At 45.4% G+C, this 26,877-nt stretch carries 23 protein-coding genes and 2 riboswitches; of the genes, 2 read left to right on the top strand and 21 right to left on the bottom strand.

Annotated features, from left to right (window positions below; genetic code table 11):
• Positions 1 to 119: 119 nt before the first annotated feature.
• From BR63_RS17490 to BR63_RS17450, 9 genes are all read right to left on the bottom strand, one after another.
• The gene (locus BR63_RS17490) at positions 120 to 965 is read right to left on the bottom strand and encodes a fumarate hydratase (RefSeq protein ID WP_034421165.1); all 846 of its coding nucleotides are present in this window, start codon (positions 963 to 965) and stop codon (positions 120 to 122) included.
• 12 nt (positions 966 to 977) lie between these two features.
• Complete coding sequence (locus BR63_RS17485) at positions 978 to 2,156, bottom strand: NAD(P)-dependent malic enzyme (protein WP_034421163.1); 1,179 nt, start codon at positions 2,154 to 2,156, stop codon at positions 978 to 980.
• A gap of 210 nt (positions 2,157 to 2,366) precedes the next feature.
• The gene (locus tag BR63_RS17480; RefSeq protein WP_034421162.1) at positions 2,367 to 3,656 is read right to left on the bottom strand and encodes a 2-hydroxycarboxylate transporter family protein; all 1,290 of its coding nucleotides are present in this window, start codon (positions 3,654 to 3,656) and stop codon (positions 2,367 to 2,369) included.
• Positions 3,657 to 3,762: 106 nt separating this feature from the next.
• Complete coding sequence (locus tag BR63_RS17475; RefSeq protein ID WP_034421161.1) at positions 3,763 to 4,434, bottom strand: response regulator; 672 nt, start codon at positions 4,432 to 4,434, stop codon at positions 3,763 to 3,765.
• The gene (gene dcuS, locus BR63_RS17470) at positions 4,431 to 6,014 is read right to left on the bottom strand and encodes a DcuS/MalK family sensor histidine kinase (protein WP_034421159.1); all 1,584 of its coding nucleotides are present in this window, start codon (positions 6,012 to 6,014) and stop codon (positions 4,431 to 4,433) included. The genes BR63_RS17475 and dcuS overlap by 4 nt, the downstream gene beginning before the upstream one ends.
• Before the next feature lie 531 nt (positions 6,015 to 6,545).
• On the bottom strand, positions 6,546 to 6,785 hold the full coding sequence (locus BR63_RS17465) for a hypothetical protein (protein ID WP_034421158.1): 240 nt from the start codon (positions 6,783 to 6,785) through the stop codon (positions 6,546 to 6,548).
• Positions 6,786 to 6,831: 46 nt separating this feature from the next.
• Entirely contained in the window at positions 6,832 to 8,046 is a 1,215-nt protein-coding gene (locus BR63_RS17460; protein ID WP_081908075.1) for a Ger(x)C family spore germination protein, read from the bottom strand.
• The gene (locus BR63_RS17455) at positions 8,043 to 9,692 is read right to left on the bottom strand and encodes a spore germination protein (RefSeq protein ID WP_051965559.1); all 1,650 of its coding nucleotides are present in this window, start codon (positions 9,690 to 9,692) and stop codon (positions 8,043 to 8,045) included. Before BR63_RS17455 ends, BR63_RS17460 begins: the two co-directional genes overlap by 4 nt.
• Before the next feature lie 43 nt (positions 9,693 to 9,735).
• Positions 9,736 to 10,839 (bottom strand): GerAB/ArcD/ProY family transporter, encoded by a 1,104-nt coding sequence (locus BR63_RS17450; protein WP_034421156.1) that lies wholly within the window; start codon positions 10,837 to 10,839, stop codon positions 9,736 to 9,738.
• Between the two features lie 320 nt (positions 10,840 to 11,159).
• On the opposite strand from BR63_RS17450, the gene BR63_RS17445 reads away from it, so the two are divergent.
• On the top strand, positions 11,160 to 11,378 hold the full coding sequence (locus BR63_RS17445; RefSeq protein ID WP_034421155.1) for a hypothetical protein: 219 nt from the start codon (positions 11,160 to 11,162) through the stop codon (positions 11,376 to 11,378).
• A gap of 651 nt (positions 11,379 to 12,029) precedes the next feature.
• On the opposite strand, the gene BR63_RS17440 is transcribed toward BR63_RS17445, so the two are convergent.
• The 6 genes from BR63_RS17440 to BR63_RS17415 are packed head-to-tail and all read right to left on the bottom strand — an operon-like array spanning position 12,030 to position 16,863.
• Positions 12,030 to 13,886, bottom strand: a complete 1,857-nt coding sequence (locus tag BR63_RS17440; protein WP_034421153.1) for a DUF342 domain-containing protein — start codon at positions 13,884 to 13,886, stop codon at positions 12,030 to 12,032.
• A gap of 17 nt (positions 13,887 to 13,903) precedes the next feature.
• The gene (locus BR63_RS17435) at positions 13,904 to 14,215 is read right to left on the bottom strand and encodes an STAS domain-containing protein (RefSeq protein ID WP_034421151.1); all 312 of its coding nucleotides are present in this window, start codon (positions 14,213 to 14,215) and stop codon (positions 13,904 to 13,906) included.
• The gene (locus tag BR63_RS17430) at positions 14,205 to 14,930 is read right to left on the bottom strand and encodes a PP2C family protein-serine/threonine phosphatase (RefSeq protein WP_034421150.1); all 726 of its coding nucleotides are present in this window, start codon (positions 14,928 to 14,930) and stop codon (positions 14,205 to 14,207) included. The genes BR63_RS17435 and BR63_RS17430 overlap by 11 nt, the downstream gene beginning before the upstream one ends.
• Positions 14,931 to 14,937: 7 nt before the next feature.
• Entirely contained in the window at positions 14,938 to 15,264 is a 327-nt protein-coding gene (locus BR63_RS17425; RefSeq protein WP_243270026.1) for an STAS domain-containing protein, read from the bottom strand.
• A gap of 9 nt (positions 15,265 to 15,273) precedes the next feature.
• A complete protein-coding gene (locus BR63_RS17420) occupies positions 15,274 to 16,536 on the bottom strand; it encodes an ATP-binding protein (protein WP_034421147.1) in 1,263 nt (420 codons plus the stop codon).
• Between the two features lie 15 nt (positions 16,537 to 16,551).
• Complete coding sequence (locus BR63_RS17415; RefSeq protein ID WP_034421146.1) at positions 16,552 to 16,863, bottom strand: aspartyl-phosphate phosphatase Spo0E family protein; 312 nt, start codon at positions 16,861 to 16,863, stop codon at positions 16,552 to 16,554.
• 97 nt (positions 16,864 to 16,960) lie between these two features.
• Positions 16,961 to 17,045: riboswitch (cyclic di-GMP riboswitch) on the bottom strand.
• A gap of 147 nt (positions 17,046 to 17,192) precedes the next feature.
• Positions 17,193 to 17,280: riboswitch (cyclic di-GMP riboswitch) on the bottom strand.
• A gap of 252 nt (positions 17,281 to 17,532) precedes the next feature.
• Here BR63_RS17415 and BR63_RS17410 point away from each other — a divergent pair.
• Positions 17,533 to 18,399, top strand: a complete 867-nt coding sequence (locus tag BR63_RS17410) for a LysR family transcriptional regulator (RefSeq protein WP_034421145.1) — start codon at positions 17,533 to 17,535, stop codon at positions 18,397 to 18,399.
• Positions 18,400 to 18,462: 63 nt separating this feature from the next.
• Here BR63_RS17410 and BR63_RS17405 read toward each other — a convergent pair whose 3' ends face one another.
• From BR63_RS17405 to BR63_RS17380, 6 genes are all read right to left on the bottom strand, one after another.
• On the bottom strand, positions 18,463 to 19,851 hold the full coding sequence (locus BR63_RS17405) for a putative bifunctional diguanylate cyclase/phosphodiesterase (RefSeq protein ID WP_051965557.1): 1,389 nt from the start codon (positions 19,849 to 19,851) through the stop codon (positions 18,463 to 18,465).
• Between the two features lie 430 nt (positions 19,852 to 20,281).
• The gene (locus BR63_RS17400) at positions 20,282 to 21,172 is read right to left on the bottom strand and encodes a GGDEF domain-containing protein (protein WP_034421144.1); all 891 of its coding nucleotides are present in this window, start codon (positions 21,170 to 21,172) and stop codon (positions 20,282 to 20,284) included.
• Between the two features lie 294 nt (positions 21,173 to 21,466).
• Complete coding sequence (locus tag BR63_RS17395) at positions 21,467 to 23,668, bottom strand: sensor domain-containing diguanylate cyclase (RefSeq protein ID WP_034421142.1); 2,202 nt, start codon at positions 23,666 to 23,668, stop codon at positions 21,467 to 21,469.
• 168 nt (positions 23,669 to 23,836) lie between these two features.
• Positions 23,837 to 23,968 carry a hypothetical protein gene (locus tag BR63_RS20075; protein ID WP_153802044.1) on the bottom strand — a complete coding sequence of 44 codons (132 nt, stop codon included), beginning with the start codon at positions 23,966 to 23,968 and terminating at the stop codon, positions 23,837 to 23,839.
• Positions 23,969 to 24,324: 356 nt separating this feature from the next.
• Entirely contained in the window at positions 24,325 to 24,510 is a 186-nt protein-coding gene (locus BR63_RS17385) for a response regulator (protein WP_034421141.1), read from the bottom strand.
• A gap of 114 nt (positions 24,511 to 24,624) precedes the next feature.
• On the bottom strand, positions 24,625 to 26,877 hold the full coding sequence (locus tag BR63_RS17380; RefSeq protein ID WP_051965555.1) for an HD domain-containing phosphohydrolase: 2,253 nt from the start codon (positions 26,875 to 26,877) through the stop codon (positions 24,625 to 24,627).

The raw sequence follows: 26,877 nt of genomic DNA, 5'->3' as shown, positions 1-26,877 counted from the left end.
TGGTAGTAATTGGATGCTTCCCGACTCCCGACTTAAAATATTTTGGGGTAGCGGGTACGGGTGGCGGGAGGCGATGAAAATATCGGATGTCGGAAGTCGGAAGTCTGATGTCGTTACCCTCAGAGAATTGCTTCTGCATGCCGTGCGGCATGGCAGTTTAAATTTACAGCCACGGGCAGGGTGGCAATATGGGTGGGGTAATCTTCAATGTGAACAGCCAAGGCCGTAATGCGACCGCCCAGACCTTGCGGGCCTATTCCTAAACGGTTGATTTTCTCCAAGAGTTCTTCTTCCAGGGCCTGGTAGTTAGGATCAGGATGGGGCTCACCGATCTTGCGGGCTAAGGCCTTCTTAGCCAGCAAAGTAGCCTTTTCCATAGTTCCGCCTATGCCCACGCCAACGATAACAGGAGGACAAGGGTTTCCTCCCGCTTCCCGGACGGTCTTTAAGACAAATTCTTTTACCCCTTGAATTCCTTCGGCCGGCTTGAGCATTTTTAGAGCTCCCATATTTTCACTGCCGGCTCCTTTGGGTACCACGCTGATTTTCAAGCGGTCACCGGGTACAATTTCCGTATGGATCACAGCAGGTGTATTATCTCCTGTATTTTTGCGCAGAAAGAGGGGGTCTTGTACTACGGACTTGCGCAAATATCCTTCCTCATAGCCCCGGCGTACTCCTTCGTTGATGGCAGCCTGTAAATCACCACCCACAATATGAACATCCTGGCCTAGCTCCACAAAGACCACGGCCACTCCTGTATCCTGGCACATGGCCATGTTTTCCTGCCGGGATAAAGCGATGTTGTCGAGAATTTGTGACAGGCAGTACTGACCAAATTCTGATTCTTCCCTGTCAAGTCCCAGGCGAATAAGTTCCTCCACATCCTCTCCCAGGTTACAGGATGCCTGGATACATAAATTTTTTACAACATCTATTATTTTATCAACAGATATCTCTTTCATCCCTAAACCTCCTTATAACCGGGCTACTCCGGTATCTCTTGCCGTCTTGGCCACAGCATCAGCCACAGCATCAGCCACTCTGGGATCCAGAGCATAAGGCAACACATTGGTCTCACTGAGTTCAGCATCAGGTATAATGCCGGCCAGGGCCACGGCCGCTGCAAGTTTCATTTCTTCGTTTATCTCCTTTGCGCGCACAGACAGTGCTCCTTTGAAGACTCCCGGGAAAACAAGCACATTGTTCACCTGGTTGGGAAAATCAGAACGCCCTGTACCTATAATAGCTGCTCCTCCGGCCTTCGCTTCATCTGGCAAAATTTCCGGTACAGGGTTGGCCATGGCAAAGATAACAGCATCCTTATTCATGGTTTTTACCATTTCTTTGGTTACAAGGCCAGGCTTGGAAACACCGATAAAGGCATCGGCTCCCACAAGGGCATGGGCCAGAGTTCCTGTCTTCAGATCCGGGTTGGTCACTTTGGCCAGCTCCTCATGAGACCAGTTCAGCATGGTTTCCGGTTGATTCCGGTTTATGATGCCGTTTCTGTCGACCATATAGAGTTTCTTTACCCCATAGGCCAGTAAAATCTTGCCAATGGCGGTTCCCGCCGCTCCTATGCCGTTAATGACTATTACACTTTCCTTAAGGTCCTTTTTTACAACCTTGAAAGCATTTATCAAACCGGCCAGAACACAGACAGCAGTACCGTGCTGGTCGTCATGGAAAACAGGTATATCCAGTTCTTTTTTTAGACGGTCCTCAATTTCAAAACAGCGGGGAGCGCCGATATCCTCAAGGTTAATCCCTCCAAAGACAGGAGCTATGTGTTTGACTGTCCTGATTATCTCCTCTACATCCTGGGTATCCAGACAAATGGGGAAAGCATCGACATTGGCAAAAGCCTTAAACAGAATAGCTTTTCCTTCCATAACGGGTAACCCTGCCTCCGGTCCGATGTTGCCTAGCCCCAGTACGGCAGACCCGTCTGAAACTACGGCAACCATGTTGCCTTTACATGTATACTTATATACGTCTTCCTTATTCGCTTGAATCTTTAAGCAGGGTTCAGCCACTCCCGGAGTATAGGCAACACTTAAATCTTCCCTGGTTTTAAGTGGTACCTTGCTGATAATTTCGATTTTGCCGCGTTTTTCCTCATGCAATTGCAAAGCCAAAGCATTATAATCCATTTAATAAACCCTCCTTCCTTTCTGCTGCCGAAAAAATTTTTTCACTTGAATCGCCACCAATTGTTTTATTGAGTTAATAATATCTAAGAATTATATAGAAATATAATATAAAATATATATGTTATCATAGATATAAACTATAATGTCCGCTTTATATTTTAAGAAGGGGCCAAACCAGCCCCTTCTTAAAAAGTATGTTAACTTTCATCATTATTTCAGCAAGGGCACGAGTAGTCCAGCGATAATCAGTATCAGAGCGCCGCCCAGGCGGGATGATATCTGGGCGAAAGGCATCAATTCCATACGCTTGGCTGCAGAAAGGACCGCCACGTCGCCGGTTCCACCCATGTTTGCCATACACAGACCTGCGGTAAGCGCCGACTCTATAGGATAGAAGCCAACAAATTTGCCGAAGATGCCGGCGCCGATAATAGCGCCAATTACGGTCATGAGGATAATAAGAACATAGGCGCCGGTAAAGGCATCCAGAACTGCCTTCAGATCTGTATAGGCAACGCCGATACCGATCAGCAGGGCCAGTGTAAAGTTTTTGGCCACGAACTGGTACCACTGGCTTGCACCATCTTCGATGACCTGGGGCATCAGTTTAAAGACCTTGCAAATGGCGACAGTAATGATCATTAAGGCATAGGAATGCAGGGGAATAAACTTAGCCAGTAGTACACCCCCGGTAAAGAAGGTTGTAGCGGTCAAAACTCCTATACCCATCTGACCAAGGTCAATTTTCGAACCGCTATCGGTCTTTAAAGAAAAACCATGCATAATAACACCGTTGCCAGTCCACTCGGGTTTTCTCTTCCCTATTTTATCCAGCAGCCCTGCGGCCACAATGGATGCAGCGTTACCAAGAGCCACAGCCGGGACCAGGATGGATAGGTAATGCTTGGCATCGCCGCCACCCAGGGTCTTGGCATAAATCTGGGACATGGGAACGGCGCCGGCTCCCATACCTCCGCCCATGATAGGCATGGCAATCTGCAGCATGGCTTCTCTCCAGCCATAGCCTATGATGAGCCCCACAATTGCTGCCAACCCAAAACTGATGATCAACCCGCCGACTAGAGGTATGGCATAACGCGCGCCGGCCTTAACCAGAAGTTTGGGGTCCATACCCAGTATACTACCGCAAATTAGAGCAGCGATGTAAAAATCAAGAAATCCCATACTTTGCATAAAGTCACTAACAGTCTTGATGGTATCTTTCGGCATCAAACCACCATACACCAAAAAGGCGCTCCCAAAGATGGCGACAATAGGGCCCCCGCCCAGATAATCCTTGATAATGGGCAGGTTATCGCCCAGCAGACCGGCTATGGCGCCCAAGACCATCATGTAAGCAAAAGCACCAATCATGTTTTTGGGTAAAAGATTCATGTGGGATGCCGCGAGTACTATCACGGTAATGATTGCAAAATAAACCACGGGCACTCCCATAACAGTGTACTTTTTTGCTGCAGAAGCCTTGATCTCGACCGACATATAAAACCTCCTTTTCTATAGATAATTTTGATCCATCTGCATTTTACAGGAGGTTTTTTTAATTAACAATTTTTCGTAAATATCGGTCTTTTTGGTCTTTGTGGTCTCAGGCTTTCTCTTTGTATTTTTTCACGGGCCGCCCGATGCTGCCGTACTCCAGGCTTATTTCCACCTCCTGAGTCATGACCAGGTATTCCAGGTATCTTCTGGCCGTAACTCGGGCCAACCCGAGATTATCGGCGATCTCATCGGCGGTAAAAGATTGTTTTTTTTCCTTGATAAATTCTTTGATGATGTTTAGTGTATATAAACTAAGTCCCTTGGGTATATCTTCCTCAACTTTAGTCTTTTTTACCATGGAATCGATGTCCTCCTGGGATATGCTTTTTTTCCCGTGCAGCCTGCGGGCCATATTCAGATAGTTTTCCAGAGAGGCTTTCAACCTGTCCAGACGAAAGGGCTTTATGAGATAATCAACAACTCCATATCTCATCCCTTCTTTCAAATAAAGGGGGTCCTGGGATGCCGTAACCATAATCACATCCATGTCCTGACCGTTTTTGCGCATCTCTTTCAAAAATTCCAGCCCGTTTAACTGAGGCATAAAAATATCCAGAATTACAAGGTTTGGCTTGTACTGGTTGATGGCCTCCAACCCTTCGGTACCGCTCCTTGCTGTGCCTACAACAGTAAACCCGGGGATATCCTGTACAACTTTCCTGTTAATATCAATAACCATGGGGTCGTCTTCGATTATCAACACCCGGATTTCTTTCACCCTGTTATCCTTCCTTTCGGTATGGCGATTTGAAAAACAACACCACCTGTGGATTTATTATACCAGGATATATTTCCGTCCTTCTCTTCCACAAAGTGTTTTACCAGGGTTAAACCTATCCCTTTGTTTTCTTCACCTTTTGTTGTAAATCCCTGTTGATATATCTTGTCGTTAATCTCCCCGGCAATTCCCTTGCCCCAATCTTCTACTTCAATATACAACTTTTCCTCGTCATCCCTTATCAAAACCCTTACCCGTCGCCTGCTGTCTTCCAGGTTCTTAACAGCATCAAAAGCGTTATCGATCAAATTACCGATAACAGTGATTAACTGGATACAGGAAGATTTTGAAGAAACATGTTCCAGGGAGCTTTCCTCATCTAAAATGAATTCTATACCAAGTTCATTAGCCAGGGCCAGTTTGCCTATCAACAATCCCCCAATGAGGCTGTCCTTGACTTTTTTTACCAGGATATCTATCTTGTCCTGTTGTTTTTCACTGGTATTCATGATAAAATCAATGGCTTTTTCATACTGCCCCAATTGCAGCAGTCCGGCAATGGTGTGGATATTATTCTTAAACTCATGGCTCTGGGCCCGAAGGGCATCCACATATTTTTTAACACCCGTCAACTCTTCGGCAAGTTTTTGTATCTCCGTCATATCACGAAAGCTAGCTACAGCCCCCATAACCTGATTATTCAATACTATGGGCACCCTGTTGGTGAGTACCCTGTTCTCATGGAGCAACTGGTCCTGGTCAAATTCAGCCTTGCCCGTTGCCAGGATCTCCGGCAGCCGCGTATTCGGTACTATGTCAACTACGGGCCTCCCTATCACATCTTCCTTTAAACCTAGAAGCTTTTTAGCCCCATCATTCATCACGGTTATTATACCTTGTTTATTAATGGCTATAATTCCTTCCCTGATAGAACTCAAAATGGCCTGTTTCTCCTCCACCAAAGTCGCAATTTCGATAGGCTCCAAGCCAAACATGGCCTTTTTAACATTGCGGGCCAGAAGCACGGCTCCGATAAAACCTATGGCCAGACCCCAGATTAATGCCCTCTTGATCTTCTTTTGCACAAAATCGATTGATTTCTGAACATCATTGGATAAAACCCCCACCGAAACGGCCCCCACCTGGCGTTTATCCCTGTAAATGGGCACAAAGGCACGCAGAGATGGACCAAGGGTTCCCACGGAACGTGAGACATATTCCTTGCCTGTAAAAACCTCCCTCTCATCCCCGCCGACAAACTTCTGGCCAATTCTTTCTGCTACCGGGTGTGAATAACGGATGCTCTCCATATCTATTACCACAATAAATTCTGCCTTGCTTTTTTTCCTGATCTCCTCGGCGATGGGGTTAATTATTAAGTGCCCGTCTTTTTTCCCAACATTATTTTTTATATCAGGTATTTCAGCTACTGCACGGGCTAAGTCCAGGGCTAGCTGGGATATCTGGCTTTCTATTTCCACACTGACATAGTCAGTGATAAAATATCCGGCAATCATAAGGGAGAATAAAACTACCAGAAAAATTAGTAAAAATATTTTTGTTTGTAGGCGTAATCTCATATAGCATCCCGTGCCTTCTCGTTGCGGTTTATTATGCCGCAGTTTCACGTAGATAAAGCTCACGGCTCAAGGGGTCTCAACCCGCCTTTTATGTTTTTTTGCATTTATATTTTTACTTCTATATAAGCTTCTGGATTTCCTGTTAAACTAACAAAAAATCGCCAAACTGATTAGCTTGACGTAATGTCTGATTTATTTCCAATAAGTAAACATCTCACGTTTATATGCTTCAAACTCATCCGGGAAAGGACAGTGCCTTTTGTACTTATAACCCTCCTTTATCCGTTTTTCTTAGATATTTTTTCTTAAATTCGTCAACTGATAATCCAAGATGTCATATTCAATGACATGCCAGTATTTACCTGGAATTGATTGTCTTAAATTTTATGCAATGAACCCGATAGGTTCTATAATTGAGAAAAAAAGAACCGACATAGGTAATTACGTTCTAAAAAGCCATGCCTGTTAAGGAAAAATTTGTTAATGCATTACTGAATTTGTGGAGGGTCGTAGAAGAAAACTGGTTTTTATTCATGGTGAAAGGATTCTTTCCACGGTCTTAAATATCGGGCGAGTAACTGTTTCAATGCCCTTTGTAATGTTCGGTATGGGCAGTTGCAAAACTTGGCCCAGACTTAAAGTGATTCCAATGGCAATCAAAACAAAGAAAATTACTATTTCGCGGTAAATTTTTTGTTTAATTAACCGGGGTAGCTCTATGGCGACGATAACCGCAAAGCCGGTTAAAATCAGCAAAACATCTAACAGCATTATCAACCATCCTGTCTCAAAGGGCTTGAGTTTAAAATGCAATTATTTAATGAGTCAAAAGCGGTGGCTTGCCAACCATTCCTATACGTCGAATGTGGGCAACTACCTGGACACGTACCTCTATGCCCGGAAAAATTTCCGGCCAGTCTTTCTTAATTTTCTTCCATTCCCGGGGGAATTTACGTCGAAACGCTTCTCCGAAACCGAAGGCATCGGAGCCCAATTCCTGTGCTTTGTACACGGCAGTCTTTACTTCATTACCGATAGCTGCAGCGTGCAAACGGTCCAGTTCTTTAATTACTTCCGGTTTAGAGACATCAAGGGGGCCTTCCACTTCAACAAGGTTACCTTCTTCCTGGATTTTTACCGTCATAATAATTCCATCTTCTGTTATTTCCGGTTCAATCTTAGCATTGGCACGTATAATTTCTATGGTAACCTTTTTACCCTCCTGGCCGGGGCAAGGGAAAACAATTTGCCCTCCTCTTACCTCGTTGAGTACCCACAAAAGTCCGCGAGTTTCGGTTTCATCGAGAAACCCCACCATACGGTCATTGCGGAAGAGGGCGGCCCCGGTAAGCCGGATGGTTGAGGACGGTTCGGGAGCTGCCTTTTCACCCTCCTTGACTTGTGCCGTAGGGTTAGAAGCCACTTCGATTACACCTGCATAAGGTTCCTGTCCTTCCAGGCTAAGAGCTTCCAGAAACCGTGATAGAGGAACAGGTGCAAACCTGGAAGTTTGTCCTCGCCAGCGTACGATGTCATCTATACGGAGCGCCGGTAAAATAGCATGGGGGTTAGGAGTATCAAGTATTTTTACCGGTTCTCCGCGGGCAACGAAGACCATTGTTAAACCACGCCGGATCTCTACGCTGCGTTTTAAAAAGTCGAGTACATCATACACACCTTTTTCAGCCATTGTTTTACTGAAGATAAGGGTACGATTCTGGGCAAAAAACAGCCGCCGGGATGATTCATGGGAAATCTCCCGCAGTGCATCAAAAACGGTGGGGCCGGTTCCCTCATAGTTGCGGTAAGGCTTGGCAGCAATACTGGCCCCGGGTGTAACTCCTCCCCGCTCTCCACCTCCAAGTACACGCGGATTAGGTACCTGGGCAATGATCCGGATTTGCTCCTGAGGGCCCCTATCGATGGCCATAGCCATAACATAACCGAGAACCTCTACTTCCCGCATGTCCCAGCAACCGGCGGTTAAGCAAATAAGTAAAACCAGTATAATCAACCTGATGCGGCATTTCATGTTGTTCCCCCCTGCGGGTGCCGGTCTGGCGGTTCAGGCTTAAGACCGGGCACCTGCCGTTTCCGGTTGCTTTTGGAAAGTTCTGTGGGCCGCCTGCGCATCATCCATATCGGCGCTCTGATAAAAACATCTTTCCAGTCGTCAGGGTGAAAAGGGGTTAATCCGGCCAGGTACGGTAATCCAAAGGAACGCATCCCGGCGAAATGGATCAAGATGGCAAGCACTCCCGCGGCCACGCCGAAAAGGCCTAGCAAGCCGGCCAGGAACATCATTGGAAAGCGCAAAATGCGGATGGAAATGGCCAGATCAAAGGAAGGTGAGAGAAAGGAGGAAATCCCTGTTAAGGCCACCACAATTACCATCAGCGGCGATACTACACCTGCCATTACCGCTGCTTCACCAATTACCAGCGCCCCGACAATGCTTACTGCCTGACCTACCGCCCGGGGCAGACGCACACCGGCTTCCCTTAAAATTTCGAAGGCAATTTCCATCACCAGTGCTTCCACCACGGCAGGGAAAGGTACTCCCTCACGTGCGGCAACGATGCTTAAAAGAAGCCTGGTGGGAATCATTTCCTGATGGAAGGTGGTCACAGCCACATACACGGACGGGAGGAGAAGGGAAACGGCGAAAGCGCTCCAGCGCAAAAGGCGAATAGAAACGCCCAGGACAAAGTGGTGGTAAAAATCCTCCGGGCTCTGCATGTGGGCTACAAATTCACCTGGCAAAATGAGGACATGAGGTGTGTTTTCAGTGAGTATGGCTACCCGTCCTTCAAGCAGGTTGGCTGCCACCCGGTCCGGCCGTTCGGTAGTAATGGCCTGCGGGAAAAAGGAAAGAGGATGATCCCGCAGCATTTCCTCCAGGTAATTTGATTCAAGAATACCGTCGATATCGATACGCTGAAGCCTCTCCCTGACTTCGGCAACCAGTTCCGGCGCAGCCAGGCCCCTGACGTATCCCACCACAACCTGCGAGTGGCTGATCCGGCCGAGGACCATGTTTTCCAGTATCAGGTTTGGCGTCTTGAGCCGCCGTCGCAGAAGGGTAATATTGGTATGTATAGCTTCGGTAAATCCCTCACGAGACCCCCGTACCACCGCTTCTGTCATCGGTTCTTCCGGAACACGGGTTTTAAACCCGGCGGCTTCCAGCGCCAGGCCCCTTGATTCACCATCCACTAAAAGAACAACAGAGCCTTCCAGAACATGATCCATTACGTCGTGCAGGTTGACGCACTTTCTGACCACGTCCACGGGAAGGGCAACACGTAAAATTTGCTCCAGGAAGGAACCCTGCGCTGATTTAAGTGGCCTGTAATAGATCATTAATGGTTTGAGCAGGTTTTCGTTTAAAAGCACCCGTTCTACCATACCCTCCAGGAAAATTACCGCTGCTTCCGCGATGCCGCCTCCTATTTCAAACTGCCGGATAATAAAATCAGGACAAACACCGGATATTTCCTTCAGGCGCTTAATGTTGGTCGCCAGGTCCGCCTCGATGGGAATACGCTCCAGATCGTACTTTTCCACAGTAGTTTGATGAAGCCAGTCCATGTCATCCGGGCAGGTGTTTTTTCCTGTGGTCTTACATGCATAATTCCCGATCAAATGGTGCAGCTTTTTTACAATACGCTTTCGCACAGAAAAAACACCTTCCTTTTTATTATAGTGCCACAAGTAATGGTCATGTTTTCCTGGTGGAAATATTGCGAATGCCGGCGATGATTAAAAGAAAAATGGTGATTATAAAATTGACAAAGATAATGGTTATGGGGAATACTTCTCCGGAAAAAGCGAATAACTCGGTAATATTCTTCCATGCCTGTACCGCCAGCGCCATCATTATGGCCATGGAGGGTAAGATTAACGGACGATAGTCTTTGACGTTGAGCCACTGCGACAGGGCAAGCACCCCGGCGAAAAAGAAAGTGGTTAACTTAATCAGCATAGCCGCCACCCAGACCATCATGAAAAGAGCATCCAGCCGTTCCAAAAACGGTAGCGCCTCTAATTTAATCCGACGGGCCATATTGAAGGTGGGGAAAAGAAAAGAGGCTGTTTCCGTCGGGCCGAGTAGTCCAATTGCTCCGGTAACTACCACCTCCATGGCTATAAAAAGGGTTAGAATGGCCAGGAGGCTGGTCTTAACCACTTTTTCTTTATTATTTATAAATGGGTAGAGCATCAGGATCACGGCGGTTTCCCCAAACCATGCACCTGGTGAAATTGCTCCCAGTAATACTGGGTTAAACCCGTTCTCCAGAACAGGTAAGAAGTTCCATATTTTAATATCTTTGACAATTAAGGCTTCTGTTAATACCAGCGTTGCCATTGCAACCGTCAAAACAATAGAACTCGTTCGGCAGATCACCTCAAGCCCGCCATAAGCCGCATAAGCAGCAAGCAGAGAAAGAACAAGCATAAAAACAACAGAAGGCGTACGCGGCATATAGGAGGAGGACATCAGGGCGGCAAATTCTTGCAATATGAAATAACCAACGTAGAAGAAATAGAAGAGATAAACAAATCCCACCACCTTGCCCGGCACCTTACCGAGAATGAGTGGTGCATACTGCACAACCGACGCATTCGGAAAACGCCGGGCCAGGCTGACGGCTGTATAAACCTGAAGACTACCAAAAAAACAGGCTATGATTACGGATAGCCAGGCATCCTGCTTTGCATGCTTTGTTGTAATAGCCGGGACGAACAAGATGGCTGTAGCCAAAACAATGCTCACCTGATATACCATAGCCTGGTAGGCTGAAATTTTTCCTTCCTCCCGCATCGGTTTCACTTCCCCTGAACCTAACCTGGATTTTCTTCAGCCACCATTATGCCGGCTGCGAATATCCAGCGAATTTTAGAAGAAACGCATTTACAGATAGCAGCGGCGATAATGTATCTGGTCTAAAAGTTTCGTATCGCCCTTGCTGAATATTTATTCTTACTCTTACACCGCTATTTATGCATATCGGAGTAAAAAACATTTATCGTGCCCTTGATTTTTTAGCAAGTTGAACATGTCTTCCGTAAAATCAAGACTAATTTGGAATTAAGACCCATGTATTATTGGAACGAATAACGCATCAGGGGTCATATTATGGTATGTTTTCTGGCGTTTATTTACAGACCCTTTTTCGCAAAGTGCTAAGGGAAAAAGAACCAAAAACCAGTTATTACGATATTATAAAGGAACTTGCCCGGGTAGCTGTAGTTCAGCTGGAAATAGCTAAGAAGAAGTATCTGGTACGTACGGAAATACGGGGATTGGCTGCCGCCTGGCTTTTAAAATTGTGGGTAAACAAATACCGGCTCATGTTATAGAATTATCCAGTTAATTACAGGTGTAGTAGTACACCTATTTGCCGTGTCCTTCAAAACCAGTGGTGGCGCGGTTTTGTTTTTTTATGCTGTCAAAGTTGAGGTCAAACATAAACGCGAGAAAGCCGAGAAGGAAGGAATGTCAAATATAAAACGTGGGTAAACAATCAATCTAATACCCACGTTTTATTGTGTTATATGGTTATAATTAGTAACGCTTGACCAACTTTAATCCTGCACATCAAACTTCCACTCGTCGCCAAAGTCGAACAGGTACAAAAATCTTTTCCCGCGTACGAGGCCAAGCTGACCTATTACCGCATTGTCGGCCTTTAATTATGAATCTGTCCATTAATGTCTCCTACAATCGCTTCACCTCCGTGAAGCATGACAGAAACTAACCCGCTGTATGTCCGGGAGTATGTATTACACTCCCTTTAACGCCTTGCCCGCTTTTAATTACTTAAAATAGTTCTATCCTTTTCCCCGCAGGAATGTTTAGGAGCTTCTTCAGGCCTGGTTCCAGAAAAGACATATACAGTTTTCCCAGTCATAAAACACTATATTACAAGTTTACGCTCCTTCAATTCCGAAGACAAGTCAGATAACCCCTTTTTGGGCATAATAACGGGATAGTTCTATTCATGTATTGTGTTAACAGAACCGTCCCCTTGACATTACGCAGGATCTCAGATTCCCTTCTTTATCCAACCACAATCTGACATCTTTTTCCTTCCTATCAAAACGATAAACCCGGCCACCCACCAATACCAAAGCATTCTCAAAGGCGTATTTTACGGTAACCATAGCTCTTGGGCCAGCCACCACCTTAGTAATAGACCCGCCTCTGGATCCCAGTTCTCCCACATGCACATCTTCCCCAGCCTGAATCTCACCCCCGCGAAATACCCCGGCTACAGTCACTTTTTTACCAGCATGAATTCGCGAATTATAACAACCGCCACCCACCACCCTGACATCACCGCTTGCTATAACGGTGGAATTGAGGATATTTGACACTACCACATCACTTTCCGCAGACGGCGGAGACACAAAGGCTTGTTCCCATTCCGAAGCTCGTTGGGCTAGTTTTTCTACCTCCTGAAGGTTACGTACCATCAAAGGGGAGTGAACCACTACCCGTTCGACTTCCTTAATAAACTCGTCCAGGCCTTCACCGGCTAATCCTGATGGAAGAGTTTCAACTTGCTTCTTGAAGACTTCTGCAGCAGCAGGAAGATGCCGAAACTTCCCCTCCAACAGCAATCTTAACAAAGGACCGATACCGCGTTTGAGATCACCTTGTTTGAATGCTGGGTGACCAAGTAGCTGATAGATAGCCATGATCATCTCTCGCAAACCAATTGCTAAAGCGCGAACCTGTGGAAGGATTTCTTGCATAAAGTCAGGAGTTCCTCCTGCGGTTACTGCCGATGCCAGAATATTTCCCCTGATCAGGATAGATCCTGTTGCTTGAATTCTCGCCCCAGAGACTAACCCACCTACCCTAACATTTCCGCCCGCTTCTACCGTCATTCCTTCTTCCACATTACCGGCAATTACCACATCACCTTTAAAGGAAATGTTTCCGGAAGCAAGATCCACATTACCCGTATGTACTAGTTCAGGTAATACACTTACCCTCACCAAGTTGGCCTGGCGGAAAGCCACAGGACGTCCAGCCCGGGCCGCTACGGCCCGTTCACCATCCCTAGTGAGCACCGCTCCTTCACCTGCAGAAAGGATAAAATCCCGGGGCGCGGGCGGTACAATTACTTCTCCTTTAACGCTGGTACCAGGACGACCCAGCCCCGGCAAGTGTTTGACAGCTAAGATTTCCCCCTCCACTACCGAAGTAAAAACATACCGTTTTCGGAAATCCACCGTTTCCTCTTCCTCTGCCAGTACAGGCAGTTTGGAATCGGAAGGAAAAAGCAATTCCACCCGGCCGTCTTTTCCTGGTTCCGCAGGGATTCCCCGGGCAATAACCACCTCCTCTTCAGCACAGGATGTAACACCACGAGAGCATGCTTCCCAGTCTACCCCATATTTAATACCCAGCCGGGACAACTCCTGCAATAATTCGTGCCATGTAAGGGGTGGAAGACGTTCTTCCCGCTCCACTACCGCCAGTTGCAGTTTACTGGCAGCCGGGAGTTCCGCCACCTCCCGGTGAATTACTACAGTTGGGCGAATCCGCAGTATTGCTTGTAAACCATCAGAAGAAATGGTAACAGACCATTCCCCTTCTCTTCGTTCATTCACCGCATCCACCCGCACCGTATCCTGCATAGATACGGGGGTGGGTTGAGTGCGCTCCTGGCCGTTCACAATCAGTCTTACCCCCGGGCAAGGAATCACCACTGGGTAGGGTCCCTCCGGCTGGTACTGGACAACAAGGCACCCCTCTTTCATAAATGCATACGAACTGTTCACTTCCCCGTCCGGACAAGCATTATCGGTTCCACTCGCTGTTATGGCTAGGGAGCCCTGATTAGCCTCTTCCTTCATTAGAACCTCACCTCCTGTTAAGCGTTGGGCTTTGTCTCTAGTACTTCAAGCACTCGGAAAAAACCTATCACTTCCAGGTCTTCTTGAATATGACTGGGTATGCGAACAATTCTCAGGGTGCGGCCCTGCTTGTAGAAAATTCTGGCCTGGCTCAGAAGCATACCCACCCCTGAAGAGTCTATAAACTGAAGTCCTTGCAGATCTACCTCCACCACTTCCTCCGGGAGGCGCTGAATTTCCCGTTGCAACAGTTCCACATTGCTAAAATCCAGTTCACCTTCAACTTCCAGGGATGCCATCCCCTTCTCTTGCCGGACTCTAATCTCCACCCATATCACCCGCCTTTCGCGTTACTTTCATAACAACCAGGGTCACGTCATCCTTTTGAGAAATCCCGCGAGTAAATGTATCCAAATCAGCCAAAATGTTTTCTTTCATGCACTCAGCATCAGCGCCATTCTGCAAACGTACTACTCTCTTCAATCGTTCTTGTCCGTACCTCTGTTCGCCAGGGCCGCAGGCTTCAACTAGTCCATCGGTGTACAGCACTACCGCATCTCCGTCGGCAAGAAAAAATTCCTCTGCCCCTGACCCAAGATAATCCTCCAAAAGGCCTATAGCGACTCCCCAGCACTGTACTACCCTCACTTGACCATTAGATAGAAGGAGGGGGGGGTGGTGTCCTGCATTGACGCAGGTAAGGCGGCCAGTTATTCCGTCATAACACAACAGGCAAAGGGTGGCAAAAGAGCCACATTTTCGTAGTTCATATCCTCCCAGCTTGTTTAACCGGCGCACTACTTCCAGGGGATGGGGGTTGATCCTAATACACTCCCTGACCAATTGGCGGATTGCTTCCATCTGCCGCGCCGCCTGGAATCCTTTACCCATTACATCCCCGATCACGATAAACACGCTGCCTTCGTTGCAGGAGATAAATTCAAAAAAATCTCCACCCTCTTGTCCGGCTGGCAGGCTGCAGCCACTACCTTCCAATCCGTAGCCCCTTAGGATTTTCCCATTTTCTTCAACCACTTCTCTCATCCCATTCCTACCTCTCTTCTCCAGCCAGAGCGCCGTTTTGTGCCAGGAGCCTGTCCAGACCTACCAGCCGCATCACTTCCGCTACATCGGGTTGCGGATGTAAAATTAACAACTGGCCACCTTTTTGCTGCCAGTTGTTGTTGATGTCCAGCAAACCTTTCAGACCAGTTGAATCAACAAAAGACAACCCCGAGAGGTCAAGTTCCAGTGTGTGTTCATCCCCTTCCCTAACAACCTCGTGCAAAAGCGATACTGTTTCCATATCTAATTCGCCGTTTAGCATTACCCGGCGTACCCCCGGAACAGCATCTACCGCTACTTTCAGCAATAACATCACCTTCTTTCAGTCAGTTTTTTCAATGTTTAACTTATCTGTGAGCACATTGCCAAAATCAAGGGCCAAAGTGGTACCTGACGGTCCTGTATTAAGATAAAGGTAGTCCGCGTAGTAAAGCATCAAGGTAAATCCACACCCCATGGAATTCTTGGTAGAATAATGCTGCATCAGCGTGGCCCGGGCCAATTCACTGGTTTTGATTCCCGGGCCCCGATCCTGCACGATAATCCTAACAGCATCCCCAACCCGTCTAACTTGCCAGCAACCGCCCCCTGCATGTTTGAGAGCGTTGGTTAGTGCCTCTGAAAAGCACAAGACAATCGCGTGCTGCCTCCGACTATCTATACCAGGCAGAGATCCCCGCAGGGCCCGGCGGGCTTCTGGAATGTCATGGGCTTGCCTGGCCTCACCTTTTGCTATTTCCACTCCTTCTGATAGCAACCTTTTCGCCTCTTCACCGTTCACCAGGTGTAGCCGGCCTCCCGTTACCGCCGATATAGCCTCCCGGTAAGCCTCCATCTCCTGACGGTGAATCTTTCTTTCCTTTTCAATCACCTCTGTGATATCGAAGGCTAACAGTCCACCGCTCCTGTGGTCGAACGGTACCCCATGAAGGTCGAATACCTTTTGGCCGTTAGCGCTAATAATTACCTCGCGCCGGTGTTCAGCATGTCGGGTGGCCTGACGCATCAGCTTCTCCGCTTCTTCCATAGGCAGGTCCAGGTCGGCCTGACCTGAAAGGTAGCGGAAGCGCCCACCTTCATATTTCAGCACCTTCCCTACCCTGAGAGCGCTAATTAATTCGGATTTCTCCAATTCAGCCAATAATTTCTCCCTGACCAAGTCCTGAAGGTGCTCCGGTAAATGTCGAGAAATCTCTGCCACTAATTCCCCATTGCTTCCGATCAGCAATTGGTACTCCTCGTTGTTAAGGCGGCTGGCAGTCTCCTGCCTCCGATGTACACAGAGGATGTCAAACACATGGACGTTATTTTTCCCCTTGAATGGTACTCCGGCAACCTCGACCCACAGACTTTCCTGTAGCTTAATTACGTACCGACCCGGAACGGGAGCTTCCGTTTGCAGCCCAAATTCCGTGGTATTTAACGCCAGAATGTCTGCCGGATACTTCTTGCCCTGCTCATCTTCCAGTAATATTCTGATAGGTGGCGAAGGCACCCGACGAAGGGGGCCCTGCTGAATAAAATACTTGCACTCTAAACAAGGACAGTCTGGTTCTTTCTTTGCACATTCAAGACACCGTCGCATTTTTTCACCACCTTTCTACCTGTCAGCCCTGCCGGCTGCATTTTCTTTCAATTGCCACAATATTACCAGCAAACGGTACAGCCATTGGCTCTGGGCGTATACCAGCGGATGTAACAAATCCGCCAATTGTACAAGCCATTGCTTTTCCTCTTCTATCTGCCTTTCCAGCCTGGCCGGGTCGCGGTATGTAGCGATTTGCCAAAAGGGCTCTTCCGCCAAAGCCGCTACCATCTTCGGGTCGAACTGGGAACCGGCACCCTGATAAACTTCTTCCAGCGCTTTTGCCCCCTCAGCCCCTCGTATTCCTTTATTGTCGCCCCCTTCCATGAGTATTTGCGGGTAGATTTACTTATTAAGCAAAAACGGCAGCCAAGTAGCTGCCGTAATAGAGAACATTATTTTAAAATAAATAGTGAACCTTGATTGCGGCAACCTGGCAGTCATACCTCAAGGGCTACAGACCCATGGCTTTGCGTCCCAACCTTTCGGATGGTTTGCCTTTAGCACAATAAATTTTAATAATTAAAAGTTAAAGGGCTGATTTAACACTACTGGTGCATGCATTTTTTTCAGCTAGTGAAAAGTTCAACCCTTTGTAGATCTTTTTATGGGAAATTCTGATTAGGTAAGAATCCATAGAAAAAAATAACATCTCCTTCGGCAACCGGCTACCATAGCTCTATATAAAGCCTTAGGTCCTTGGCTTTGTGCCCCTACCTTTCGATAGGTTTACCTTTATCGGTTTATGCTTGAAAAGAAACTGCATTAGATGTCTGTCAAATCGTTTCTTACCACTTCGCTGTTACAAATAAAATTGTTAGTTTGATGTCCGAGTTACCTGCTTCAATTATTCTACAATATTCTACAAAAAATTAGTTTTTCCTCCTTTTAGCAACAGGATGTGTCAAAAATACGAGTATAATCCCTGATTGCATAAAATAAAAATATAGATTTTCTGTGTTATAATAGTTTAAAACTATTCTTCGGAGGTTTTCTATGGAACTACGCCAGCTTGAATACTTTCAGATGGTCAGCCGTTTAAACAATATCACAAGGGCCGCGGAACGTTTACATGTTACCCAGCCCTCTATCACAATAGCTATCCAGAAGCTAGAGGATGAGTTGGGTGTCACGCTCTTTGACCGTAGCCAAAAACAGATTACTCTAACGGCAGAAGGCCAAGTCTTTTTGCAACGCGTTGAAAATATCCTGCGCAGCATCCAAGATGCTATGCTAGAAATGAATGACTATAGAGACCTTCAAAAAGGCTCAATAAAAATAGGGATACCGCCTATGATTGGCTCATTCCTTTTTCCGGAAATATTCGCCAACTTTAAGACACTATATCCCCATTTAGAATTATGTATAATCGAAGAGGGCTCTATAGCTATTAGGAAACTCCTTGAAAAAGGAGAGCTTGACCTTGGCATTGTCATTATTTCGCACCCTTCGCCGTTATTAGAAACATTACCGATAACCAAAGGGGAGATTCTTTTATGCCTGCCCCCCAATCACCCCTTAGTCCATTGTTCCTCTGTACCCTTTTTCCAACTACGCGGTGAATCATTTATCTTACTGAAGGAGGATACGTATCACCGTCAGATTATCATGGAAGAATGTTCAAAAAATAAGTTTACACCTAACATCATCCTCTCTTCCAGCCAGATAGAAACAATACGAGGTTTAGTGGCAAAAGGAGTTGGTATTTCCTTCTTACTTGATGTAATCGCTCGTAAAAGTGCTGACGTTATAAGCCTTCCATTATCTGAACCTCTTTTCATCGAAATTGGGCTTGCCTGGAAGAAAGATAAATATTTATCCAAAGCATCTCAGGTGTTTATAGAATTCGTCAAAAACCTTTAACCAATGTCAATATAACACTATATGCATGTTAATAACCGCCCAAAAATTAAGGCCCAACAAACTTCAACAAACAGAGCCTGAAAAATTATCCGGTGATTTTCCCTTGCTGTAGCATCTTATTTTTAAATACTCTTCAAACATATTTATATCCATAGGCCTGTTAAACAGGTAGCCCTGCCCGTAATCACAACTCACATCTTTTAAGAATTTTAACTGTTTCTCTGTTTCAATTCCTTCCGCCACAACTTTTAACCCTAATTCTTTGGCCATGGACAGAATGGTTCTGATAATTTTTTCTTCCCTCATCTTCCCTATGTTATCAATAAACATTTTATCGATCTTTAATTTATCGATTTGAAGGTTTAAAAGCATGGCAAAGGAGGAATAACCCGTTCCGAAATCATCCATGGATAATTTGATGCCCAAATCCTTTATTTTTTCAATGTTTTCCTTTATCCTTTTCATGTTTCCCGCTGAAACGCTCTCGGTAATTTCAAATTCTAAGTATCTTGTATCGATCTGATAATACTCGATGATGCTTTTAACTGTTTCTGCAAAATTCCTGTTTTCCAACTGTTTTGCTGATATATTGACAGCAACGGGAATCAGGGGCAGTCCTTTCCTCTCCATGCTTTTTATAAAATTACACACATTTTCCAGGACATATTTTCCGATGCTGTGGATCAGCCCGGTTTCTTCTGCTATGGAAATGAATTTTTCCGGCGGCACAAAGCCCAGTTTTACATTCTTCCACCTTAACAGGGCTTCTGCCCCTTCTAATTTATTCTTACTTATTTCGACAATGGGCTGAAAACAAAGGCTAAGCTCCTGATTTTCCAGGGCCTTTCTTAACTGGGTTTCAATCATAAACCGTTCCTGGACTTCTTTTTCCATCTCCGATGTAAAAAACCTTATGTTATATTCCTCATCTTTATCTTCCTTCGCCTTATACATGGCAATGTCTGCATTTTTGATCAAGTTATCCGAATCTCTTCCGTCAAAGGGATAAAGGGCAATGCCGATGCTGGCCGATAAATAAAATTCATGTCCATCAATATAACATGCACTGTCAAAGCTTTGCAGTATTTCTTTCGCTATATTATACAGCTCAGCTCTTGAATGTACGTCACAAACCAGCATCACAAATTCATCTCCGCCGTACCTGGCAAGAAGGCAGTTTTCAGAGACAGCACTCTCCAGTCTCCTGGCCGCTTCAAAAATAACCCTATCCCCCGTATGATGGCCTAATGTATCGTTGATTTCCTTGAACTTGTTAAAATCAATGAACAATAAACCAAACCGGTCCTTTTCCCTGTCAGACTTTTGAATGAACCTGTCCAGTTGTTCTATAAAAAATGCTTTGTTGTATAAACCCGTTAGGCTATCTTTTATAATCAATTTCTTAAGCTCATTCTCCATTTCTGTCCTTTCATTTTTTAACTGTTCAAGCATATCTATGTCTACCACCACTGCAAATATTAAATCGTTGGCATATAAACCTGAATTTCGAACCCATATAGCTTATAATTCATCAAAATAAATTGAAAAGGTGCGCCAAATCTGGAAAAATGGCAGTTGAAGACACAACCAAATTTAACAGAAAAGAGCACCTTATGGTGAATCACCAATACCATCTTACCACATTGGATACTCATGCTAGAAGGCTTGAAATTGAAGCAACGTTAGAACGCGCTACTTAATATCATCGGTAGAGTCAACAAGTGCCCTGAAGTGCTGGTTCTCCTGCCACAACCTGTCCTCAACACCGTCTCTCTATTCTTATTTTAGCAAGTTGTCAATTTGCCATTGTCATTAATCGGGTAATCCCGGTGTAAGAAAGCTAAAATAGAACAAGAGGATAAACCTAATATGTTATCCCCCATCACTTGATAACGATTTGGTTCTTACCCTGCTTTTTAGCCAAGTACAGGGCATCATCGGCCCTTTTAATCAGCGAATCAATATCAGTGGAAGAATCTTCCTCCAGAAAACTAATCCCGAAACTGGCCGTAACCTTTATATAACATGCACCCTTCTCAACAGGGATAACCGATTCCTCAATTTCCCGCCGCAGCCTTTCTGCTATCTCCTTAGCTGTCAATAAAGATGCTCCCGGAGTGCAGATGATAAACTCCTCCCCGCCATAGCGGCCTATAAAATCATATTTTCTTACCAAATTTTTTGTCTTACCAGCCACCATACGAAGAACCTCGTCTCCTGTCTGGTGTCCGTAATTGTCATTGATGCTCTTAAAATTATCTATGTCACTCATAATTAAAGCCAGTGGTATTTTGGTCCTCTGGCACCTTGCTATCTCACTGTCCAGCCTCTCCATAAAAGCACGCCGGTTAAGGACTCCTGTGAGATGGTCCAAATTTGCCAACCGCCTGATCTCGTTCTCAAGGTTTATTATCCTTTCCCCTATCTTCAGGCGGCATTTTAAAACCTCTTCGTCAAAAGGCTTGATGATATAATCATCGGCTCCTGCTTCCAGACCCTTAACAATATTCTCTTTGCCGGCATTGGCCGTAAGAAGAATTAAATAGACATAGCCCTCTTTCTCCCAAGCCCTGACTTTTCTGCATAATTCCAAACCATCCAGCCCCGGCATAATCCAGTTGATAATGGCCAGCCTGGGCCCGTCTTCCTGCTTAATGATTTCCAATGCTTCAATACCGTCAGAAGCTATAACAACATCATACTTCCAGGCACGCAGGGTATCAACCAGAATCTTTCGATAATATTTACTGTCCTCCGCGACAAGAATCTTCATCACTTATCCTCCCACAGGGGTATGCGAATCTGAAAATAATTTAATGTAATTCTCTTTTTTCTGCTCAATCTCCTTTTTTTAATGAAAAATCTATCCTATACTATGTTGATACGGGCCACTTGGGCGCTTTTTTTCTCCGGCTGCGGTTCGTTTTTGTTGAGCGGCCGCTTACCTGTCACTCATAACATTATCTTTAACTGCATATCTATGACACTGTGGAAGAGGCAAAACAGGCGATAGCGGGCTACCTCCAGTTTTGCACCACAGCTCGGGTTCATTCAGCCTTAGGCTGCCTTACTCCACAGGACTTCGGGGCGCACTACACTTTCTCATCTTATCTTGGTACATCTTCATGTCGCTCTCCTTAAGGGTATCTTGCCATTTACTATTCCCCTGCGCTTCCCACGTGGCCCAACCGATACTCAGCGATATACCGGGTCTTTGCGCCTTCTCCCTTACGCCGTTAACAGCTTCAATCTCCTGGTAAATCCTTTGCACCACCATTTGAACTCCTTTTTCATCAGTTTCTGGCAGGACAAGCAGGAACTCGTCGCCACCATAACGGAAGGCTATATCGCTCTTGCGGATTGATGCCAGCAATTGCCGGGCCACTTCCTTAAGCACTTCGTCTCCCTCTATATGAGAATAGCAATCATTGATTTCTTTAAATTTATCTACGTCCACCATCACAAAAGAGAGGGGATGATTATAACGCCTGGCCCGCTCAACTTCCTCCTTTATTCTCTCATTAAAGTAAGTGCGGTTGTACAGGCCCGTAAGCCCATCTATTATTGCACGTTTCCTGAGTTTTTCTTCCAACTGTTTAAGTTCGGTTATATCAACAAATATATACAGTATTTTCGACTCTTCTTGTTCGCCATCCGTCATCAGGGTGCAGGTAGCTCTAACGGATTTAAGTTCTCCACTTGAGGTTTTAACTTGCAGTTCACAGCACGATGCCTTCTCTCTTTCCTCTCCCCTGACCTGGCTTTTAACTTTAGGCTGGTCTGAAACAATTATAAATTTCAGCAGGTTTTTGCCAACCAGGTTTTCTTCTTTACAATCGATAAGAGAACAAAAAGCAGGATTTGCGTATTTTATATTTAAGTCAAAGTCCGTCAGTATCACACCTTCACCAAGAGTTTGTACTAAAGTCCGGTAATGTTTTTCCGACCTTTTCAACGCCCTGGCTATTTCACGGCGCTTCTCTTCCGTATCCAGGCTATACAGCCCGTAGGCCAAACTCGTGGCCAGCATTTTCAAGAGCTCAATTTCTTCTTCGTGAAATGCGTCCGGATGGCCAGAATAGATATTCAAAACCCCGAAAGACCTGTTTTCGTAAATTATGGGTACCGCCGCTGCGGAAGCATAGCCCCGCTTTTTTGCCTCACTGCGCCATGGTTCGTACGAAGGGTCTTCAGCAATATTTCTCACCACCGCTGGTTTTCGGGTTTTTATGGCCCTGCCAGTGGGACCCTGGCCTGTTTGTGTCTCATCCCATGTTATTGTTACAGCCTTGAGGTAACCGTTCTCCTCCCCGGACCATGCTGCCGGCATTACCCTGCGATTATCTTCTTCAATAGTTCCGAACCAGGCAAAAATATACCCCCTGCTTTTGGTTAAAGTCTCGCAAACTTTTTCCAACAACTTATTTCGATCCTTTTCAACAACTATAGTCTGTAAAACCTCCAGTATGCAACGTCGAATACCTTCAAGGTACAATATCCGCTGTTCATCTTTTATGCGTTCCGTGATATCTGTAACTGCAATAATTCCCCCTAAAAACCTGCCTTTTTCAACTAAAGGATTGGCTGCAACAGATATATAGCACTCCCTCCCATAAAGCGACCAGAAAGGTGTTTCTATGGAGAGCGTTTTACATTCTCCTTTGCGGTCAAACAGGGCATCCAGCCCAAGCTCCTTAACAGAGGGGATTTCCCGTATATCCCTCCTCACTGTTACAGGTTCTTCGTCTTCTTTTAACCCAAGGATTTTTTTCATGGCGAGATTCATGTATTCAATACGGAATTTATCGTCGATTTTTATCAAGCCTACAGGGCTGGCATCGAATGTGAGCATGAGCTCCTGGCGCAAGTTTTTCAGCAATCCGTTTTCCTCTTGTAAACTCCGGTAAGCCACAGAAAATCCCTTCACCACAAGGGCCAGACCAGTTACCAGTACTATACCTTCTAGCGTGGTATTAAAAAACTCAGGCTCCGAGGTGAATTCATCAAGAAAATTAACCAGCTGGGCCAGCGCTATTAATAACCAGCCCCTCTTTAAATACCTGATATGTAACCTCGCTATGTACGCAAATCCGCAAATAAGAATTAACAGCGTGACCCCCTCAATTAATATGTCTTGGATATCAAGCTTCTGGAAGGTATGGAGCTTAAATAAAAAAAGCCAAATAGCCGCCGTAGACACTAACGCGAATATGAACCCTAAAAGGTCGTTCACAGGTACTTCAAAAAGCTTTTTTGGTGAAACCCCCACTCTTACTCCCGCGCCCCATAGCCTTGAAATTTACATACAGATAAAAGGCGCGGCAACACCTCCTTTTGGTACCTATTTACCAAATTATCTACTATATCAATAGTACAGCAAATTAAAACGCTGTCAAATAGAATTGAGTCTGATTGTGTCTAGTCACTGTACGAAGTTTTAGGCCTGGTGCACTACATAGCAGGTTACCAGCTTAACTTCGGCTTTCCTTTGCTCGCTCCTTTGTTGTCCAATAAATACTCCATCGGCTTCTAAGTATAATATCTCTACCGCTCGCTTCCCTTCTGATATTTCTCCCTTTTCAAATGCCGCTTCCCATAATGTTCAGCCTTCTTCCCGGGCATTCTCCCCTGCCTTCTTTTATGCTATTGGGGATTGCATTAAACCACGAAAGATTATAGATGCCATTCACGAAGGCTTTCGTCGAGCTTATAGCTTATAGTTGGGAGTATACAAAATTTCCTGCTTGAATTTGACAGTTGTCCTAAATTGCTACAAGCTATAACAGTAAAAAACTTTCATCAGGCACCACCAGCCGGTGCAGATCCTCGTACGTCCCCCTGACCAGAGGTTCAAGCAGTGCCCTGAAGAAGCTTTAAATGGGAAATTCGGGCTTGAGGTCAAAGGTGGAAAAACATAGATCTCATTCAATGAATTTTCAAATATCTGCCGGTGCATGTTTGCATAGGCATTTGCTTCATAAAGCTGCAGTGCCAGTTCAACTGTGCAATTTCGGTCATATACCCGTACTTAATCATGGTATTTGCTGTTATTTGTGCAAGGAACCTGCTGTCTTCTACAATAAGAATCCTCTTGCCTTTAAATGCGTTCACCGATAAACCAACCCCTGAGCATTTATTTCTTCCGCGGCAACGGTAAGTTTTTCGCTGGAATCGCTTATTTCATCGGTTGTGACAATAACTTGCTTCAGTAATCTAAGGTCTTGTCTAATACTGACCTTCATGAAAATTTTTATCACTTTTGCAGCAGCTTTCAATAAAAGCACTTACTACCTCCGGGTCAAACTGCGTCCCCGCATTCCTTTTTATTTCAGCTATTGCTTCCTCCCTGCTCATTGCTTTCCGATATGTCCTGTCATTGGTCATAGCATCAAAGGCGTCAGCAACCGCCAAAATTCGTGATAACAGTGGGATTTCTTCCCCTTTTATCCCCTGGGGATAGCCTTTGCCGTCCCATCGCTCATGATGGGAGAGGATGTATTCTGCAATAGGGGCCAGTTCCGGCGCCGCCTGGGCGATCCTGTACCCTATTTCAGGGTGTTTTCTCATTTGTACCCATTCTTCCTCAGTTAAAGGCCCCGGCTTCATCAATATGCTTTCCTGAATCACCACCTTACCGATGTCGTGGAGTATCGCCAGAAGTTCCAGCTCGTCCATTTGTTGGGGGTTCAGGCCCATACTCTCACCGATCTTTCTGCACATTTCTTTCAACCGTTCTGCGTGTTCTTTCGTTTCCATGCTCTTTTCAAAAAGAGTAGCCTTCAGGGAGGATATAACGGCATTTCTGTAGCTTTTGGCATGCAAAAGCTTATTGCGGTACATCCAGTCCTCGGCTTCTTTCAATACCTGCCAGATGTTTTCTTCGGCTCTGCTTTTTGCGGCATAGCCAAGGGCAATGCTCACCTGTACGGGCCCGTCCTTCTGGGAATCGCATTTTTCTTTGATCCGCCGGTTGATTTCCTCAGCCGTTTTTATGTCGGTCTGAGGCAAAAGGATAACGAATTCATCCCCGCCCCACCGAGCAATAAGGTCTTCCCGGCGGCAGGACTCTCTAATGATTTCCGCAGCCTTTATCAGCAGCCTGTCGCCCTCCTGGTGCCCGAATACGTCATTAGCCAGCTTCAGGCCGTTGAGGTCGCCCATGATTATGGATACAGGCAGTTGACGCGGCGTATCCAGCCTCTTTATCTCTTCTTCCAAAAACCTGCGGTTGTAAAGGCCGGTCAGTTGATCGTACGAACTCAAGTATTTCAACTGTTCCTCATAACGTTTGTGCTCTGTGATGTCGTTATAAATCACATAAGCACCAAGTAATTCACCATCAATAATAATGGGAAGGCCTCTTATTATAACTTCAACAGGTAATCCTTCTTTAGTATAGTGTGTGCCTTCCACTACAATTTTCTTTCCCGATAATAAAGCTTTTGTATAATATCTGTTGGCGGTGTTTTCTTTTCCCATATCAAGGACGTAGTCAAGATCTTTTCCTCTTATTTCTTCCAATTTATACCCAAAAAGCTTATAAAAACTATAATTGATTTCCTCTACACAATAATTATGGTCAATGCGAACTATGGCATCTGTTGAGTTTTTAAACAAAACTTCCAGCCATTTCTTTTCAGTTTGAATTTTTTTATCGGCTTCCATGCGTTCTGAGATGTCTCTTGAAACAGCAACTGTACCTACGCATCTGCTTTCCGCATCATAAACAGGAACCTTAATTGTTTCAAAAGGAACCAGACTACCATCATGACGTTTAATCCATTCTTCATAGCGTTGAACGCTACCTGATTCCATAATCCTATGATCAAGTTCCCTGTATTTACTTGCTTCCGCTTCATTATGAATATCCCAATCAGTACGCCCGTTTATTTCTTCCGGTAAAAGAGATAGAAACTTTCCCACGGCTTCATTTACTACTTTATAAACCCCATTTTGGTCCTTGTAAAAAATCAGATCCGGAATGGTGTCTATAATTACTCTCAGTAAATGACGCTCCTTCTTCAATTCGGCCTCTATAGTTTGACGTTTCATAGCGGCATCGAGATTAGCAAAACAGTTTTGTGCCAGCATATTGGTAATAGGTAGAAGCTCTTTTAAAAACACTTCTTCAATAGGAACGTTCCTTCCCAACAGAAGCAGTCCGAAGTTTCTCAGTGGAAACCCATAGTAATTTAAATCCTTCTCTATTACGATGACGTTTTTGTCCTCGTCTTGCAACAATTTCCTTTCAAATTCTCCAATAACCTCATGATAAACAGGATTCTTAAGGATTACCCGTGGAACAGCATAGATAACTTCCAAACGATTGCTTTTGTATTGTAAAACACTGCCATGGGTGCAGTCCAGTTTCCTCGAGAATGCAGATGTGGCCTTTTTCACAAGCTTGTCCAGTTCCTGCTCGCCACTGACAGAAAGAGCTAATTCGAGCAGAATATGACTCCATATTGTATAATCCAT

Origin of the sequence: Thermanaerosceptrum fracticalcis (assembly GCF_000746025.2) — a bacterium.
GTDB classification, from domain to species: Bacteria; Bacillota; Peptococcia; order DRI-13; family DRI-13; genus Thermanaerosceptrum; species Thermanaerosceptrum fracticalcis.
This window is presented reverse-complemented; position numbering and strand designations above follow the sequence as displayed.

Excerpts from the sequence above, each read along its gene's own strand:
- BR63_RS17490 (WP_034421165.1), bottom strand. The coding sequence starts at position 965 with ATGAAAGAGATATCTGTTGATAAAATAATAGATGTTGTAAAAAATTTA.
- BR63_RS17485 (WP_034421163.1), bottom strand. The coding sequence starts at position 2,156 with ATGGATTATAATGCTTTGGCTTTGCAATTGCATGAGGAAAAACGCGGC.
- BR63_RS17480 (WP_034421162.1), bottom strand. The coding sequence starts at position 3,656 with ATGTCGGTCGAGATCAAGGCTTCTGCAGCAAAAAAGTACACTGTTATG.
- dcuS (WP_034421159.1), bottom strand. The coding sequence starts at position 6,014 with ATGAGATTACGCCTACAAACAAAAATATTTTTACTAATTTTTCTGGTA.
- BR63_RS17465 (WP_034421158.1), bottom strand. The coding sequence starts at position 6,785 with ATGCTGTTAGATGTTTTGCTGATTTTAACCGGCTTTGCGGTTATCGTC.
- BR63_RS17460 (WP_081908075.1), bottom strand. The coding sequence starts at position 8,046 with ATGAAATGCCGCATCAGGTTGATTATACTGGTTTTACTTATTTGCTTA.
- BR63_RS17450 (WP_034421156.1), bottom strand. The coding sequence starts at position 10,839 with ATGCGGGAGGAAGGAAAAATTTCAGCCTACCAGGCTATGGTATATCAG.
- BR63_RS17445 (WP_034421155.1), top strand. The coding sequence starts at position 11,160 with ATGTTTTCTGGCGTTTATTTACAGACCCTTTTTCGCAAAGTGCTAAGG.
- BR63_RS17440 (WP_034421153.1), bottom strand. The coding sequence starts at position 13,886 with ATGAAGGAAGAGGCTAATCAGGGCTCCCTAGCCATAACAGCGAGTGGA.
- BR63_RS17430 (WP_034421150.1), bottom strand. The coding sequence starts at position 14,930 with ATGAGAGAAGTGGTTGAAGAAAATGGGAAAATCCTAAGGGGCTACGGA.
- BR63_RS17425 (WP_243270026.1), bottom strand. The coding sequence starts at position 15,264 with ATGTTATTGCTGAAAGTAGCGGTAGATGCTGTTCCGGGGGTACGCCGG.
- BR63_RS17420 (WP_034421147.1), bottom strand. The coding sequence starts at position 16,536 with ATGCGACGGTGTCTTGAATGTGCAAAGAAAGAACCAGACTGTCCTTGT.
- BR63_RS17415 (WP_034421146.1), bottom strand. The coding sequence starts at position 16,863 with ATGGAAGGGGGCGACAATAAAGGAATACGAGGGGCTGAGGGGGCAAAA.
- BR63_RS17410 (WP_034421145.1), top strand. The coding sequence starts at position 17,533 with ATGGAACTACGCCAGCTTGAATACTTTCAGATGGTCAGCCGTTTAAAC.
- BR63_RS17405 (WP_051965557.1), bottom strand. The coding sequence starts at position 19,851 with ATGCTTGAACAGTTAAAAAATGAAAGGACAGAAATGGAGAATGAGCTT.
- BR63_RS17400 (WP_034421144.1), bottom strand. The coding sequence starts at position 21,172 with ATGAAGATTCTTGTCGCGGAGGACAGTAAATATTATCGAAAGATTCTG.
- BR63_RS17380 (WP_051965555.1), bottom strand. The coding sequence starts at position 26,877 with ATGGATTATACAATATGGAGTCATATTCTGCTCGAATTAGCTCTTTCT.